The organism is Dyella sp. 333MFSha, from assembly GCF_900102405.1.
GTDB classification, from domain to species: Bacteria; Pseudomonadota; Gammaproteobacteria; order Xanthomonadales; family Rhodanobacteraceae; genus Luteibacter; species Luteibacter mycovicinus.
Genome location: NZ_FNBR01000001.1, coordinates 1,271,637 through 1,287,584 on the forward strand (window position 1 = coordinate 1,271,637; position 15,948 = coordinate 1,287,584).

Here is a 15,948-nt window from a genome sequence, read left to right on the forward strand (position 1 = left end):
GCTACCGACCGGACGTCAGACGGGAGCGTGCGGTCCGTGCTTGGAGATGCCGCACATGCACACACTTACATTGGGGCACTCGGCAAGCGGTGGCGTATGCCACTGGAAGCAGAGGTCCCCAAGGTCGATCTGTATCTCGGCATGAGCAAAGGCGATCAACCCGAACCACTGCTTTACGCGGTAGCCGCGACCACGTCACAGGGTTGGCCGGCTGAGCGTAGCGATGGTTCCGTACAGGTCGATTCGTGTCGCCCACAATCGTGCGACGAAAAAGGCCTCATCTGGGCGTCAAATGACGGCGTGGTCGTGGGCGCGATGATCCATTTCTTCTACCAGGATCCGAAGGTGCCCGCGCGCCGCTCGCTTCTCATCTGGTCCAGCGACGCCAGTCTGGATACGCTGCCGCATGGCTTCGTCATGGCGCTCACGGAATGGCTTCGCCAGCCAGCATCGACCGCTGGCTTCAGTGCGATCCGCATGGTCGGTCCAGGCGGCAGTTTCCTCGACGTTCCGCCCGAGAGGCTTTTGCCATGAAACGTCCCATCTTCGTCGCCGGTCTTTCCCTCGCGCTCCTGCTTTGCGCCATCCCTTTTCAGGCGGTCGCAGACGAACCGTGTTGCGACAACGCCCACGGCTACCACCACTCTGGCCCCCTTTACCTCGGCGTGCCCGTGGACTTCGATGGAGCCGACAAAAAACCCGGACGTTACGGAGTTCTCGTGCCAATCGACGGCTCCGATGCGTTGTTCGCTGCTTGCGCGAACCACGGTGGTGTATGGGTAGCTGGTGCAACCCGCCCGGTCACTTGCAATGGTGTCACCAAGGGGGACACACTCGCTGTCCTTGGAGTCGATCCGGCAGCTCTCGGTGGCGCGGGTCAGGGCCTTGCGCTCCCGGTCGTCTTCTCGACGACCGCATTCAGACTGCTCAAACCCTCAATAACTAAAGCCGCACCCACGGATGTCGGGTCTCTACGAGCACTCGACCCGGCCCTCGAGACTACGGCTATCGAAACGATCAGCCTGCCAGACGGCCCGCCCTGGTTGTTCGTGGCAGGCACGCGACGCCTCGCCGACGGTAACGGCGAGGAGGACTGCGCGACGACTTCGCGGGCCCTCTTCGTACGAGATCACGGAAAGCTTGAACGCGCTGGCGAGATACCGAACAGCCCGTCCGGCATCGTCATTGCTGACCGTACGTATCTGATCGTCCCTGTCGACTGCGGCAAGCGGGTAGGCATCTGGATGATGGAAAGAAGCGTCGAACAGATCGGCTATTTCGACAATGGATACGAATACGGTGGGAACTGAACACACCACCGGCTTTATTGCCGGCACGCCCGTATGGACCAGGTCTGGCCGGGTTCCCATCGACCAGATCGGCATCGGAGATGTACTTCTCGCGCCTCCCAACGAGGATGGCGCCGACAACGAGTACACCGCTGTCACTCACGTCTCAGCAGTTCCTTGCGATGCGATGGTCGCGCTTATGTACGCTGATCCCGCCACTCCAGGCCGATCCACAACGACGTTCACAACGTCGAACCAGGGCGTCTGGCTTGAGCAGGACGGTTGGCGACCGACTCGAGCGGTTCGTGTCGATGACCGCTTACGGTGCCACGACGGTAAGTTGATATCGGTTCAACTGGTCTCGCCGGTGTTCGCAGTACGACCTGGCGTCGGCTGGTTTCCGGTCGCGCCCAGAATGGACACGATCGGTCATGTCGTCGATTTTTCCGGACCGACATGGCGACTTCTGGAATCGTATGTCAACCAGCCGCTTGATATGCCGGATGATGGGACGCGTCTGTCCGTGAAAGCATTTACGCTTGGAGTCGTGGGTGGTGGTGCTTACTTTATTGGAAGCGCGGGAATTCGCGCGGCCGTGACTCAACGGTGACACGTCTCGAAAATGTCACGGTGGACGCCACCGCTCGAGTCGAGCACGAACATGCGGCCCGAAATGATGTTCACCCCGCCGGGCGCTCGGCGCTATTCAGACCTGACCGTCAGCACGCTTTATACCGACGTCCAGGCGCGCTCAAGACAAATAGTAGAGCCGCGTTGCCAGCGACGAAGAGCCAAGGAAAACCCGACCCATTTGGCAGATGATTAGCCGTCGTCAGCAAAGAGATCGACCAGGGAAGCCCGACGACTATCTCGACCAGCACGGACAATACGCCACTCATCGGGGCGCCCGCACTCTGGTCGAGTCCTCCCAGGGCAACGGCCGCTGCGGCGAGCATCATGTAGCCGACGAACCATCCACGCGATACGACGGGGCCGTTGGCCGATCGGTAGTGTGCCGTGCCGCCGGTCGCAAGAAGGATCGCGATAACGACCAACATGGCCCAAGCCGCTCGTGGCGCACCACTCTCCGTGGTGATCTGACTTGGCGGCGTGGGAGGATGATAGACCGAGAACGCAGGATCACCCTCTCTCAATGTCGCTTCCCAGTCGGTGGCGAGCGTGGGGTCATTCGCCAGCGTCACGTGGCGAGTGGGTGAACCGATGTCAATCTCGGCCTCGGGAACGACGCCATCTGGTGAGTTCAGCAATGCATCGATCCCGGCAAGTTGCCGATCTACGCTGCCGTGCCCGAGCGCAGTGGCACACCAAACGGGAATCGTCATGCCCGCCTTCACCTGTGAGAGATTGCACCTCAGATCCACGTCTCCATGAGCGACTCGCATGCGAATGCGGGCCTCTATTGGACCTTTATTCTGCACCGTCGCCTTCACGAACACTTCCTTTGAAGATCGCCTGGTGAAAATGCCCGGTGCCTCACGGGTAGTACCCGATGGCCGACCGGTTGCATCGTCAACGCCGAATCGAATGGAAAACGTCTTGGTCAGATAGGCCTGTGCCGCGTTGCGGTACGCTGCCTGATCGGCCATGGGTGATTCAATGGCTTCTTTCACCGTCGTAGGCGGTCGCGGTGAGCCATCGATGGCGGTCAGGCTGCGTCGCCAGATCCATGTACGCAATGCAGGCGCATAGGCCTGGCCACTCGCGGCCTCAAGCGCCCAAAGCCTTTCGTAGGCGCCAAGGTCATCGTCTGGAACCTCCCTTTGCAGAACGGAGCAAAGGCCCTCCGGTTCATTCAGGGGATTTGCGGCCTGCACCACGACCGGCAACAAGCACAGCAGCACGAAAACCCAGACGAAACGCGTCACTTCAGCGAGCGCCGGAATCAATCACCACCGACCGCAACCCATCCCGCCTCACCTGCCCCGGCCCGAACTGACTCACCTTCCCATCCAGCAGCACCACCGCATAGTCGGTGTGGCCCATCGACACCCGCGTGCGATGCCGGTCCAGGTAGTTCAGGACTTCGAAATCGCCGATGGTCCGCACCGAATCCGGCCGACCAAGCGTGGCCACCACCTGATCCCGGCTCGCGCCGATATCGATCTGCGTGATTTTGTGACCGGTCGTCTGGCAGCCGGTGACCGCGATCGCCAGGGCGACCGCACAAAGCATCCGTTTCATTGTTTTCCCCTGTTTCCGGTCGGCGCCGTCGGCGGACCGTAGGGCATTGTAGCGTCGTGAAGGCGCACTTGGCACGCCACCTTAGGGGTGCGAAAATGCCGGCCGTACAGGGGGAAATTCACAAAACGTCCGATCCGCGTCCGTCCTTGCCGGACACGCGGCGTCGCGTCGTCAGGCTCAAGACGGGCCGCCTCCCCCTGCGCCTGGCGAAGGGATTTGAGGTGCGGGTTCAACGGTTGTCCAAGCACGGTCTGGTGGCCGCTCCGGTCGGGGCGCGGGTTGGCTTGGCGCGCGGTTGGCTGCGTTACGGCTTACCCATCCTCGGCCTGCTGCTTCTGACAGCTTCCGTTGCCCGTGCCACGACGCCGGCACAGGTGGTGTCGCTGGGTGAACTCTTCGCCCTCGCCCACGACAACGAACCCGGCTATGACGCGGCCCGCGCCAGCCTCGTCGCAGCGCGCGCCAGACAGCGTCAGGCGCTGGGCGCCATGCTGCCGCAGATCTCGATCACGGCCAGTACCAACGGTAACAACCGGCGTTACAACACGATGGACGATCGCACGCCGACGCTGCATGACACGTACCACGCGCACACCGGCCAGCTCAGCCTGAACCAGCCGCTCTGGCGAAAAGCCAACAGCGTCGCGCTGGACCAGGCGAGCCACGCGAGCGATCAGGCCAACTGGCAGATGGCCGACACGGAGCAACAGCTCTACGCCAAGCTGGCTACGAGCTGGTTCGACCTGATGGAAGCGCGCGACGTCGTCGACTTCAGCGACGCGCAGCGCGATGCCCTCAAGGCACAGTGGGATATCGCCCGGCGGGGCGCGGAGCTGGGCGCCAAGTCGATACCCGAAGCCGAGGACGCGCAGGCCAAGTACGAACAGGCCGATGCGGACGCGGTCTCGGCCGTCATGGACCGCGACACCAAGCTCGCCGCCCTCGAACCGTGGATTGGTAGCGCCGAGGGCCTGGAGCAGCCGTGGCTGCGTGAAGACGCGCGGATACCCGATCTGGTCGGCGACAGCATGGACCGCTGGGTTGAACAGATCGACGAACACTGCCCGTCGCTACGTACGGCGGCGGCCGCACTGGCCGCCGCCGAGGCCGAGATTTCGAAACAGCGCGCCGGTCACCAGCCCACGCTCGACATCGTGGCCACTTACGGCAACAACGACCAGAACGTCGGCAACTTTCCCGGGCAGCAGGGCTATCGCATTCGCACGTTCACCTTCGGTCTCCAGCTCAACATCCCGCTGTACGCCGGTGGCGCCCAGAACGCCAAGGTCGCCGAAGCCATCGCACTACGCGACAAGGCACGCGACGATCTGGAATCCGCGCGACGGCAGGCCGTGATGAACGTGAAGACCGCCTACCTTGGCTGGAAGTCCGGCCGTGCGCACGTCACGGCGGCCGATGTCGCGCTGCGCTCGGCAAGAAAGGCCCTGGCGCTGGCGACGCGCGGCAGCGAACACGGTGTGCGAACGGAGGCCGACGTGCTCACGGCCCGCCAGCAGATGGCGGCTGCACGCCGGGACCGCCGTAAAGGCAGCTACCAGCAGCTCGTGTCCTTCATCAAGTTGCGCGCCGCCATGGGCGATCTCACCGGTACGGATGCCGACGAGCTCGATGCGCTGTTTGTCCCGACACGCAACGATCTGGATACCGTCCCCACCGTCGCGTCGGAGGCGCAACCATGAACGCGCTACCCGAACCGCTGAACGATGCCGTGGCCAACGAGCCCGTGCTCCCTGCGTGGGACCGCTTTATCACCGCGCGATCGTCCGACGTCTTCTGCGACGCATGGCTCGCGTTGATCTGCGAGCGATTCGTCAGCCTGCGTCATGCGGCGGTGCTCGTCGAAGCCGCCGACGGCAAGACCTACGTGCCCATCGCAGTCTGGCCGGCCGCCGATGCGGACATGTCGCGCATGAGCGAGGCTGCCGGCAAGGCGCTCGCGGAGCGCCGAGTGGTGGTTGCGCCGGCGACGGAGCCCGTCGGCCACAGTCACGTCGCCATCCCCGTGCAGGCCAACGATCGCGTGGCCGGCACGGTCGTCTTCGAGATGATCAACGATGCCGCCACCCTGCCCGCGCTGTTGCGCGAGGTGCACTGGGGCAGCGCGTGGCTGACCAACCTGCTGGCCCGGCGCGACCAGGACATGGCGACGGAAGCCGGTGAGCGTGCCACGGGCATCGTCCACACGCTGACTGTCGCGTTGCGCCACACGAAGTTTCAGCAGGCGTTGTTTGACCTCACGAACGAATTGCGCCGCCGTTTCGCCGCGACGCGCGTGGCCGTCGGGCTGGTGCGCGATGCGGATGTGCGACTGGTCGCGCTGTCCGAGGCGGCGACGTTCGAGAAGTCGTCGCCGCTGGTTCAGGCGTATCGGGATGCGATGGCGGAGGCGTTTGATCTGGCGCAGATTGTGGAGGCCTCGGGGGATGCGGGGGGATTTCGCGCGCATGGCGCGCTCCTACGACGGACCGGTAGCTTGCACGTGGTGACGTTGCCGGTGGTGCATCAGCAGCGGATCGTGGGGCTTATCGCGCTGGAACGGGAGGCGCCGTTTACCGAGGCCGAGCGGCGCTGGCTCGAGACGTTCGCCGACCTTGTAGCGCCCGTGACCGAGCAGCGCATGCTGGCCGAGCGCGGTTCGGTGGCGCGCATGCGTGACGAGGCAAGGCGCGTATGGGCGGCCATCGCGGGCCCGCGCTTCCTCGTCTGGAAGGCGATCGCGGCGCTGGTCGTATTGCTCGGCCTCATCCTCGCTCTGGTGCCCGTCGATTACCGGATCTCGGCGAAGACAGTGACCGAAGGTGAAGTGCAGCGTGTCGCGGCGGCGCCCTTCGAAGGCTTCCTCGCTGAAGGTCTGGTCCGCGCCGGCGACACCGTCCGCGAGGGCCAGCCCGTTGCGCAACTCGACGATCATGAATTGAGGGTCGAACGCATTCGCTGGGCCAGCGAGCGCGACCAGTACGACAACAAGCTGCGGGAGGCGATGGCCCAGCACGACCTCAGCGCGATCCAGGTTACGGGTGCGCAACTCGCGGAAGCACAGGCACAGCAGGACCTGCTCGACGACAAGATCGCGCGTGCCACGGTACGCGCGCCATATGACGGCGTGGTCGTTTCCGGTGATTTGTCCCAGCAGGCGGGAACGCCAGTCGAGGCCGGCAAGAAGCTGTTCGAGATCGCGCCGCTGCACAGTTACCGGATCATCCTCGAGGTGGACGAGCGCGACATCGGTCCCATTCGCGACGCGCAGCGCGGCGAACTCATGCTCAACGGCATGGCCGGCGGCGCGGTGGCGATTCACGTGGTGAAGGTGATGCCGGTGGCAACCGCTAAGGACGGCAAGAATCTCTATCGCGTCGAAGCCACGCTCGATGCGCCGGACAAGCGCCTGCTGCCCGGTATGGAGGGCGTCGCCAAGGTCGAGGTGGGCAGGCACAAGCTCGGTTGGGTGCTGCTGCACAACGCGGTCGACTGGCTGCGGTTGCAGGCGTGGACCTGGGGTCTCTGACGCATGGCCCGCACCCCGTTCAGTCCCAGCTGGCACAGCGTCGCGGAGCTGAAACCGCGGCTGATGCCGTATGCCGGGGTGCAGCGCATGCTGTTTCGAGGTCGCCCGTGGTACGTCGTGCAGGACCAGACCGGCGGCAAGGTCTACCGGCTCACGGCAACCGCTTATGCGTTTCTCACCGGCATGGACGGTCGCACCACCGTCCAGACGCTGTGGGAGCGCGCCAACGCGTCCGACGTGCGTGATGCGTGCACACAGCCGGAGATCGTTGACCTGCTGACCCAGCTGCACGCCGCGGACCTGTTACAAGCCGATGCCATGCCGGACTCGGCCTCGCTGCTGGAACGCCAGCGGAAGAAACGCAGCGACACGATCCGCCAGTGGCTGCTCAATCCCATGAGCCTGAAGATTCCGCTGGTCAATCCGGACCGGTTCCTCACCCGCTTCGTCCGCTACGTGCGCTGGTGCTTCGGCCCCTGGGGCGCCGCGCTGTGGGCTCTCGTGGTGCTGCCTGCCCTTTTCCTCGCTGGCGAGCACTGGAACGACCTCACCGAGAACCTCTCCGACCGCGTGCTCTCGGGCAGCAATCTGCTGGTTATGGCTGCCGTCTATCCGGTGGTGAAACTTGCTCACGAACTCGGGCACGGATTCGCCACCAAACGCTGGGGTGGCTCGGTACGCGAGCTCGGCCTGATGTTCCTTATCTTTGCGCCGGTGCCGTACGTCGAGGCGTCATCTTCCTCCGCCTTTCCATCGAAGTACCGGCGGGCCATCGTCGCCGCGGCGGGGATGCTGGTCGAGCTGTTTCTCGCCGCGCTCGCCCTGCACGTCTGGCTGGCTGCTGAGCCGGGCATCCTGCGCGGCGTCGCCTTCAACGTGATGGTGATCTGCGGTGTCTCGACCCTGGTGGTCAACGGCAATCCGCTGCTGCGATACGACGGTTACTACATCCTCTCCGACCTGATCGAGATTCCCAACCTTGCCCAGCGCGGGCAGACCTGGTGGACCTACCTGCTCGATCGCCACGCCTTCGGTTCCAGCGACGCCGTGCGTCCGGATGAGACGCCGTCGGAGCAACGCTGGCTCTTTTTCTACACCCCGCTGGCCTGGTGCTATCGCACCTTCGTCACCGTTTCGGTGATCTTTGCGGTCGCCAACAAGTATTTCTTCGTCGGCGTACTCATGGCGCTGTGGAGTGCCTGGGGACTGATCGGCTCACCGCTGCGCAAGGGCTGGAAGCACGTGACGTCAGCCGGCTCGCTGCAGCGCGTGCGCCAGCGCGCGTTGCGCCGGACGATCGGTGCGATCGGCTTCGTTGCGCTGCTTGCGCTCTGCCTGCCGCTGCCTATGTACAGCCGTTCGCTGGGCGTGGTCTGGCTACCCGATCAAGCGATGCTGCATGCCGGCGGCAATGGCTTCTTCGTGCGCTGGCTCGTGGCGCCCGGCAGCACCGTGCATCGCGGCCAGCCCGTTTACACGCTGGAGAACCCGCAGCTCCGCGCCGAGGTGGAGGTCAATCGGGCCAAGCGCGATGAAGCCCAGGCACGCTATGACGCGGAGCATTTCACCGATCCTGCCAAGGCCGCTATCTCGGGCCGCCAGCTGGACGAGGCGAAGGAAACGCTGGCCCGCAGCGAAGCCAAGGTGGCCCGGCTGGTGGGCTTCGCCGGGGACGACGGCACGCTCATCGTAAGCACGGCACAAGACATGCCGGGCCACTACTACAAGCAAGGCGAACTGCTCGGCTACGTCTTGCAGGAGCGTGAGCTGATCGTGCGCACGGTCGTACAGCAGGACGATATCGACCTGGTCCACAGCCGCTTGTCCGGCGTAGGTCTGCGTCTGGCCGGCTCACTGGGCGACGCATGGGCCACGAAGGTGACGCGTGCCTTCCCCGGTGGTGTCGATGAACTCCCCACCGCGGCACTGGGGCTCAACGCGGGCGGCACGGTGGCGACCAATCCGAACGACACCAACGGCGTGAAGACCCTCCAGCGCGTCTTCGTGGTCGATCTGGCCCTGCCCTCGGGTGCCCGGCCGCGCTTTGGCGAGCGCGCCCACGTGCGCTTCGAACACGGCAGCGAACCACTGGCCTGGCAGGGGCTGCGCCGTCTTCGGCAGGTGTTCCTGAGTCATTTCGATGTCTGATGTACGGGCCTTGCTCGCCGGCCGGGACATCGAGCTTGGTGACGGCCCGTATCTCGAACGCGTCGACCCGAAACGCTCCGTCTGGGAAGGTCGTCTGCGAGCGTGGCTCGCCCGTTTGCCTCGCCTGGAAGGACGCGCCGTCCGGCAATTCATCGATGCGACCAATGCACGCGAAGATGCCGCGCGGGCACTCGACGACGATGCGCTGCGACGTCAGTTGGCGGAAGAAGCACAGCGTATGCGCGGCCAGGGGTTTACCGACGAACGACTTGCCGCCGCTTTCGCGCTGATTCGCGAGGCGTCCCGGCGCACCCTCGGCATGCGCCACCACGACGTCCAGCTGATGGCGGGTCGAACGTTGCTGCAGGGGCGTCTGGCGGAGATGTCCACGGGCGAAGGCAAGACACTGGCGGCGACGCTGGCCGCCTGCTCCGCGGCGATCACCGGTGCGGCGACCCATGTGGTCACTGTCAACGACTACCTCGCCGAACGCGACGCGGAGCACAACCGCTCCCTCTTCGACTTCCTCGGCCTGACCGTCGGTGTGGTGCTGCAGGATATGTCGATTCCCGACCGCCGCAGCGCGTATGCCTGCCACATCACCTACGTGTCGAACAAGGAACTCACCTTCGACTACCTCAAGGATGTGATCGCACTCGGTGACATGTCGCGTACACAGCAGCGTCTGCGCGAATTCGCGGGCGGACGTGCCGCCGAACCGCCGATCCTCCGTGGACTGCATATCGCGATCATCGACGAGGCGGACAGCGTGCTGATCGATGAGGCGAGCACGCCGTTGATCATCTCCGAGACACTGCCGGACGATCTCGACCCGACCGTCTACACGCGTGCGATCGAACTCGCCGGCTCGCTCGATGAAGGCATCCACTATCGCCGATCCCAGCATCGCGACATCTGGCTGACCGCGGCCGGGAAGCTGGCAGCGACCCAGCGTGCCGCCGAATGGGACGGGCTCTGGCGCTCACGGATGTGGCGCGAGGAGTTCGTCCAGAAAGCGTTATCCGCCATCCACGGCTTTCAGCGCGACCAGCACTACATCCTCGCGGAAGGCAAGGTTCAGATCGTCGATGAGTCGACGGGCCGCGTCATGCCCGACCGCACCTGGGAGCGCGGCCTGCACCAGATGATCGAGTGCAAGGAAGGCTGCGAGATCACCGGGCAGCGGCGTACGCTGTCGCAGATCACCTACCAGCGATTCTTCGGCCGTTATCTTCTGCTCGGCGGCATGACCGGCACGGCACAAGAGGTCGCCGACGAAGTGAAGAGCAGCTACGACCTGACCGTGACGCGCATTCCCACGCATAAGCCCACACGGCGACGCCGGTTACGCGATACCGTTTGCGCCAACGCCGAGCTCCGCTGGCAAGCCGTCGCGCGCCGCGCCATCGAGATGGCGTCGCAGGGACGCCCGGTACTGGTAGGCACGCGTTCGGTGGAAGCGTCCGAGAAACTCGCAGCGATCTTTGCCGAACACGGTGTAGACCACGCGGTGCTCAATGCGCGGCAGGACAAGGACGAGGCCGAGGCGGTAGGACGCGCTGGCGCCCCCGGTAAAATCACGGTGGCCACCAACATGGCCGGTCGCGGCACCGACATCAAGCTCGACCCCGAGGCGGAAGCGGCCGGCGGATTGCACGTCATCCTGACCGAGTTTCATGAGTCCGCCCGCGTCGATCGTCAGCTGTTCGGGCGTAGCGCACGGCAAGGCAATCCGGGATCCACGGAGGCCGTGGTCAGCGTCGACGATGAACTGTTCGTGCGCTTCGCGCCCGCCGCTGTCCGGCGACTGGTGGCGGCAACCGTACGCCGTGAACGCAGCGGTGGTCGGGCCCTGCGCCGCTACGTCACGTGGTTACAGGATCGGGCCGAAAAACACTACCGTCGGCAACGCATCGACACGCAGCGAAGGGATGCCGAATGGGTGCGCGCGCTGGGCTTTGTCGGTAAGAGCAGGCGATAGCCCCTCATCAGGCGACCGGTCGAGCGCGCACGCTCGCGCGTGGGTTGTTATCAGCCTGGCCTGCGTCATCCGGTCCTTGGTGCGTCGACTGCTTCGTCCCGAGACACCGTAAGCACCGTCTCCCCCGGCTTTACCGTGGCAAAGTCGTACAGGGCCTGCCACGCGCGCCGATCGGCAGCGTGGACGCTTCGATGGCGGTCACCGAGTCAGGGAGCCGGGTGACCTCTGACGGCAGGACACTGGCCTGCCCGGCCGCAGCCCCGTTGCGCCAGAAGTGGATGAGGCCGACGACGCGGTCGCCGATGGCGGGCACCTGCGTCTCGCCCACGTGGATCGTGAGATCGCCGGACCTGGCATCCGCAATCCAGGCCGCTTTCATCGTGGACGGCGTGCTCATAGCTGACTCATCCCGCCGTCGATGATGATCTCTGTGCCGACGATGAAAGCCGACTCCGGCGAGGCCAGGTGAAGCACCGTCGCGGCGACTTCTTCCGGACGGCCAAAGCGGCCGATCGGCACCTGGGCCTGGATGCTGTCCGCGGTGGCCTGCAGCGTCGCCGCATCCATGCCGAGCTTGCCATAGAGCGGCGTCTGTACCGGGCCCGGGCTTACGACGTTCACGCGTACGCCCTGCGGGATCAGCTCGGCGGACAAAGTCCTGGCGAGCGAGATCAGCGCCGCCTTGGTCGCCGCATAGACCGACGAGTTCGGCATGCCGATGTGGGCGTTGATCGAGCCGTTGAGCACGATCGATGCACCGGTATTGAGGTGAGGTGCCAGCGCCTCGATCTGGAAAAAAGCACCCTTGATGTTGGTATTGAAGCTGAGGTCCCAGAACGCTTCATCCACCTCGGCCAGCGAGGCGAAGCGGGCCATACCGGCATTGATGAATACCGCATCCAGCTTGATCCCGAGGTCGGCCACGGTGGTGCCCAGCGCACGGGCATCGGTGATGGAACCGGCGTCGTTGCGGATGACGGTGGCGCGCGGCCCCAGTTCCGCTGCGGCGCGGTCGATACCCGCCTGGTCCCGTCCGGTGACGATGACCCGCGCCCCTTCGGCGATAAAGCCCTGAGCCACCGCGAAGCCGATGCCGGTGGTGCCGCCGGTGACCAGAACGTTCTTGTCTTTGAAACGGTTCATGACATGACTCCCGTGGGGTGGTTGATGGAAGCATGCTGCGCCGTGCCGTGTCTTTTGCCGTACCATCCTTTCGACGCACTCGTTCGAAGGGGTCGAACGTCTCATGCTTTCGGACGATGAAATTGCCCTGCTCGAGGCCATTCGAGAGGCCGGCAGCCTGTCGCGCGCAGCACGCCGGCTGGGCAAGGCGCCTTCGACCATTTCGCACGCTGCGCGGCAGCTGGAAGCACGTTTCGATGCCTTGCTGTTCGACCGGCGTCGTTATCGTCTGCAGCTGACACCCGCCGGCCAGCTGCTCGCTCAGGAATCCGCACGACTGGCCGCGGACGTCGGCCGCCTCACTCAGCGGGTCAAGCAGATCGCCGGCGGCTGGGAGGAACAGCTATGGCTGGTTACGGACGAGATCTTCGAGTTCGAACTGCTGCTGCCATCGATCCGTGCGTTCGACGCACTGGGTTCCGGCGTCACGCTGCGCGTAACCCACGAAGTCCTGGGAGGCACCTGGGAAGCCCTGGCCGACGGTCGCGCCGACCTGATCGTCGGAGCCACCAACGAACCACCGGCCATTCCGGGGCTGCGCTGGTTCGAACTGGGGACCATGGACTGGGTCTTCGCCGTGTCACCGCGCCATCCGCTCGCGAAGGAAACGAGCCCGCTCACGCAGGACGTCCTGGCCCACCATCGGGCGATCGTGGTCGCGGATTCGTCGCGCCGGCAGCGTCGCGGCTACGGCGTCGTCGGCGGCCAGCCCACGCTGGCGGTGCCGAGCATGCGCGCGAAGATGCGCGCCCAGCGCGAAGGCCTGGGCGTGGGCTGGCTGCCGCGCGACCGCATCCTCAGCCTGCTGAAGAGCGGCAGCCTCATCGAGAAGACGGTGGCCAATCCGCGCGAGCCCAACACCCTGTACGTGGCATGGCGAGAGGAACATGAAGGTCGTGCGCTCGCCTGGTGGCTGGACCAGTTTCGCGATCCGCGGCTGGCGAAGCGGCTGGTCCAGGGGGTCGACGCAAGCGCGACACCCTAGACGAGCAGACAGAGACGTCAGATGCGGAACGGTATGGGCTTGCCACCCAGCACGGTGTAGCTGTCGTCGAAGAAGTACCACGCTTCGTAGCTGCCAGGCGGCAGCGCATCGCCCGACGCGTCAGCCAGCATGACCGAGCCGACACCACGCGGCGCATACACCCAGCGCAGCAGGTGTTTTTTCTTGGGCTCCGAACCTGCGGCGAACACACCGATCCAGTTCTTCGGACGGTGGTGCCACGGTGGCACCGCGTATTCGAAGCGACGGCCCGCATAGCCCTCGCCCTGGATCGACACCAGCGCGTGGAACATCCGGTCGTTGCCAATGGCCGGGTCGGTGACCGGAGCCCGGAGCTTCTGCGGTACATAGCCAGCCATGCGTCGCAGGTAACCCGCCTGCCCCGCGACGCGCACGGCGACGTCGTACCAGCCACGGCTCACCTGCCACTCGATCGTCCGCTCGCAACCGGCCTCGACGCGCACCTGCATCGGTCCATTCTCGTAATACGCGTTATCGCCCAGCTGAAACACGCACGCTTTGTCACTGGCCCGGTTGTCGAGACGAATGGAGAGACTGCCCCTCCACTCCTGATGCGACGCACTGACTTCCGCCGCGAGTCCTGCGGACCGCATGGCCCGCTGATCGCCTCGCCACTCGTGCAGAAAGCCGTTGGGGCCATGGATCGCGACGTCATAACGGCCGTCGTCGGCAACGGGCCGTACCGCTGAAAGCGACTTTCCGGTCTCGATCGTAAAGTGTTCGGAGGTCTGCGCCGCGGACATCGGCTGATGAAACGCGATGAGGGCGACGCCGATCGCCCCGGTATTGGCGAAGCGCAGCGCCAGCTGACCTCCGTCGACCCGCATGTCCACCGCAAACGCGTAGTCCGTACGGCAGGCTGCCCGCGTGGCGGGTGCCTGGACCGGGAAGACCTGCGGCGCGGGCACGGCCGCGCTTTCGGTACCGTTACGGAAATGCGTCGCCGTATCGATACGGCGCGGCGGCGACGGCCGGAAGTCGAAAGCTTCCGTGAGATCGCCGCAGACCGCACGTCGCCACGGCGAAATGGCATCGCAACGCACCGCATCCTTTTCGCGACCCTGATTCGACAGACCCTTCGCCGCTGACCACGCTTCGAGCAGGCGGATCACGGAGGTATGGTCGCTCAACTGCGAATGCACCTTGCCGCCGGCGGTCCACGGCGACACGATCACCATCGGCACGCGCGGGCCGAGTCCTACCGGGATCGCATCCATGGTTTCCGCGGCACCCGCGTCCTCCAGGGTCATCTCGCCGTAGGCATCGCTGGTCGCCGGAACCGGTGGCGGCACGTGGTCGAAGTAGCCGTCGTTCTCGTCGTACATCAACAGGAACACCGTCTTGCGGAAGACCTCCGGGTGGTCGTTGACCAGTACGTCCAGCAACCTGGCGGTGAACGACTCGCCGTCGCCCGGCGATGAGCTGGGATGCTCGCAGAACGCGGACGGCGCCACGATCCACGAGACGCGCGGCAGGCCCGCTTTCACCTCACCCGGTGCGGGATCGTCCGGCTCCATGCCGGCGGCGACGTCCTTCGCGAACTGCGCGACCAGCGCGTCGCCGGTCTTGCCACCGGGCTCCGCAAAGACGCGCCCACGGCGATACAAGGTCTGGAACGTCGGATCGTCCGAGGTATCGATCGGCTTGCCGGTGTTATCGACCCGGAAATTCTTGTAGTACTGGAGGTAGTTATCGCCGTAGTTGTCGTACTCCTGGTAGATCTTCCAGGTGATGCCGTTCTCGGTCAGCGTCTCCGGATAGGTCTTCCAGTCCGCGATACCGGCGGCTACCGCCGCGTTCCTCGCCTCAGGCGACTGGCCGAGCATCGCCGGGGTGATGTCCTTGTTGATGTCGCAGGCGATGTCCGCGACGTAACCGCAGCTGCCGTAGTTGTCCGGAAAATTCATCGGCGGCGGCACGGTGCCCGACCACAGGCAGAACCGGTTCGGATCGGTCGCCGCGAAGATCGAGCAATGATAGGCGTCGCATACGGTGAACGCGTTGGCCAGTTGGTAGTAGAACGGCAGGTCGTCGGCGTTGAGAAAGCCCATCGCCTGCCGGCTCTTCAGCGGCACCCACGTGTCCCAGTTGGACCAGGTCTGCTGCGAAGCCTTCCAGCTGTGATCCAGATCGGCCATGTACTGGTACTGCACGTTGCCTGGCGCGTTCAGGCGAAACGGTAGCACGTAATTCGTCGACTGCGCCGCGCGATCGGTGTCGTACCAGCCCTTCGGCTGCGTCCACTCCGCATGGGCCACGTGATCGCTGAACCCGCGGCTTGACGCATCGAGGCCTTCCGGCTGGTACCAGGCGTAGTTGCCACTGGGCAGCGGAACGGGTCGCGGATCGCCGTAGCCGCGCACGCCCGGCAGCATGCCGAAGTAATGGTCGAACGACCGGTTCTCCTGCATGAACACGATGATGTGCTCGATATCCGCCAGACCCGGCGTACCGGTGGGATTGTGCGGTTCGAGCGCCAGCGCTTTCTCGATCAGACCGGGCCAGCTTGAAAGCGCTGCGACGCCCGCGGTGCCCGCACCCATCTTGAGGAATCGGCGTCGCTTGATATCGTCGATAGGGGGCATGCCCTGGCCTC

13 protein-coding genes are annotated in these 15,948 nt (G+C 65.0%); 8 read left to right on the plus strand and 5 right to left on the minus strand.

The window, feature by feature from the left end; genetic code table 11:
* The first annotated feature begins 96 nt into the window (after positions 1 to 96).
* From BLT40_RS05555 to BLT40_RS19920, 3 genes are read left to right on the plus strand one after another with little or no spacing between them, the layout of a single operon-like run.
* On the plus strand, positions 97 to 534 hold the full coding sequence (locus tag BLT40_RS05555; protein WP_090352074.1) for a hypothetical protein: 438 nt from the start codon (positions 97 to 99) through the stop codon (positions 532 to 534).
* Positions 531 to 1,310: a hypothetical protein gene (locus BLT40_RS05560; protein WP_090352075.1), complete on the plus strand. Its 780-nt coding sequence runs from the start codon at positions 531 to 533 to the stop codon at positions 1,308 to 1,310. The genes BLT40_RS05555 and BLT40_RS05560 overlap by 4 nt, the downstream gene beginning before the upstream one ends.
* Positions 1,285 to 1,899 (plus strand): hypothetical protein, encoded by a 615-nt coding sequence (locus BLT40_RS19920; RefSeq protein WP_143025844.1) that lies wholly within the window; start codon positions 1,285 to 1,287, stop codon positions 1,897 to 1,899. The genes BLT40_RS05560 and BLT40_RS19920 overlap by 26 nt, the downstream gene beginning before the upstream one ends.
* Positions 1,900 to 2,008: 109 nt before the next feature.
* Here the strand turns inward: BLT40_RS19920 and BLT40_RS05565 are convergent, their stop codons facing one another.
* A complete protein-coding gene (locus tag BLT40_RS05565; protein ID WP_090352077.1) occupies positions 2,009 to 3,175 on the minus strand; it encodes a hypothetical protein in 1,167 nt (388 codons plus the stop codon).
* 1 nt (position 3,176) lies between these two features.
* Entirely contained in the window at positions 3,177 to 3,491 is a 315-nt protein-coding gene (gene bamE / locus BLT40_RS05570) for an outer membrane protein assembly factor BamE domain-containing protein (RefSeq protein WP_143025845.1), read from the minus strand.
* Positions 3,492 to 3,727: 236 nt separating this feature from the next.
* On the opposite strand from bamE, the gene BLT40_RS05575 reads away from it, so the two are divergent.
* The 4 genes from BLT40_RS05575 to BLT40_RS05590 are packed head-to-tail and all read left to right on the plus strand — an operon-like array spanning position 3,728 to position 11,146.
* Complete coding sequence (locus BLT40_RS05575) at positions 3,728 to 5,191, plus strand: TolC family outer membrane protein (RefSeq protein WP_176809110.1); 1,464 nt, start codon at positions 3,728 to 3,730, stop codon at positions 5,189 to 5,191.
* Positions 5,188 to 7,017, plus strand: coding sequence for a GAF domain-containing protein (locus tag BLT40_RS05580; RefSeq protein WP_090352083.1), 1,830 nt, complete (start codon positions 5,188 to 5,190; stop codon positions 7,015 to 7,017). The genes BLT40_RS05575 and BLT40_RS05580 overlap by 4 nt, the downstream gene beginning before the upstream one ends.
* A gap of 3 nt (positions 7,018 to 7,020) precedes the next feature.
* Positions 7,021 to 9,165 carry a PqqD family peptide modification chaperone gene (locus tag BLT40_RS05585; RefSeq protein WP_090352085.1) on the plus strand — a complete coding sequence of 715 codons (2,145 nt, stop codon included), beginning with the start codon at positions 7,021 to 7,023 and terminating at the stop codon, positions 9,163 to 9,165.
* Positions 9,158 to 11,146, plus strand: coding sequence for a preprotein translocase subunit SecA (locus BLT40_RS05590; RefSeq protein WP_090352087.1), 1,989 nt, complete (start codon positions 9,158 to 9,160; stop codon positions 11,144 to 11,146). Before BLT40_RS05585 ends, BLT40_RS05590 begins: the two co-directional genes overlap by 8 nt.
* Before the next feature lie 130 nt (positions 11,147 to 11,276).
* On the opposite strand, the gene BLT40_RS05595 is transcribed toward BLT40_RS05590, so the two are convergent.
* Positions 11,277 to 11,543, minus strand: a complete 267-nt coding sequence (locus BLT40_RS05595; RefSeq protein ID WP_090352089.1) for a hypothetical protein — start codon at positions 11,541 to 11,543, stop codon at positions 11,277 to 11,279.
* Positions 11,540 to 12,289 (minus strand): SDR family oxidoreductase, encoded by a 750-nt coding sequence (locus BLT40_RS05600; protein ID WP_090352091.1) that lies wholly within the window; start codon positions 12,287 to 12,289, stop codon positions 11,540 to 11,542. The genes BLT40_RS05595 and BLT40_RS05600 overlap by 4 nt, the downstream gene beginning before the upstream one ends.
* Positions 12,290 to 12,392: 103 nt before the next feature.
* Between BLT40_RS05600 and BLT40_RS05605 the strand changes: the two genes are divergently transcribed.
* Positions 12,393 to 13,313 carry a LysR family transcriptional regulator gene (locus BLT40_RS05605; RefSeq protein ID WP_090352093.1) on the plus strand — a complete coding sequence of 307 codons (921 nt, stop codon included), beginning with the start codon at positions 12,393 to 12,395 and terminating at the stop codon, positions 13,311 to 13,313.
* Positions 13,314 to 13,330: 17 nt separating this feature from the next.
* On the opposite strand, the gene BLT40_RS05610 is transcribed toward BLT40_RS05605, so the two are convergent.
* Entirely contained in the window at positions 13,331 to 15,937 is a 2,607-nt protein-coding gene (locus BLT40_RS05610) for a phosphocholine-specific phospholipase C (protein WP_090352096.1), read from the minus strand.
* Positions 15,938 to 15,948: the final 11 nt, after the last annotated feature.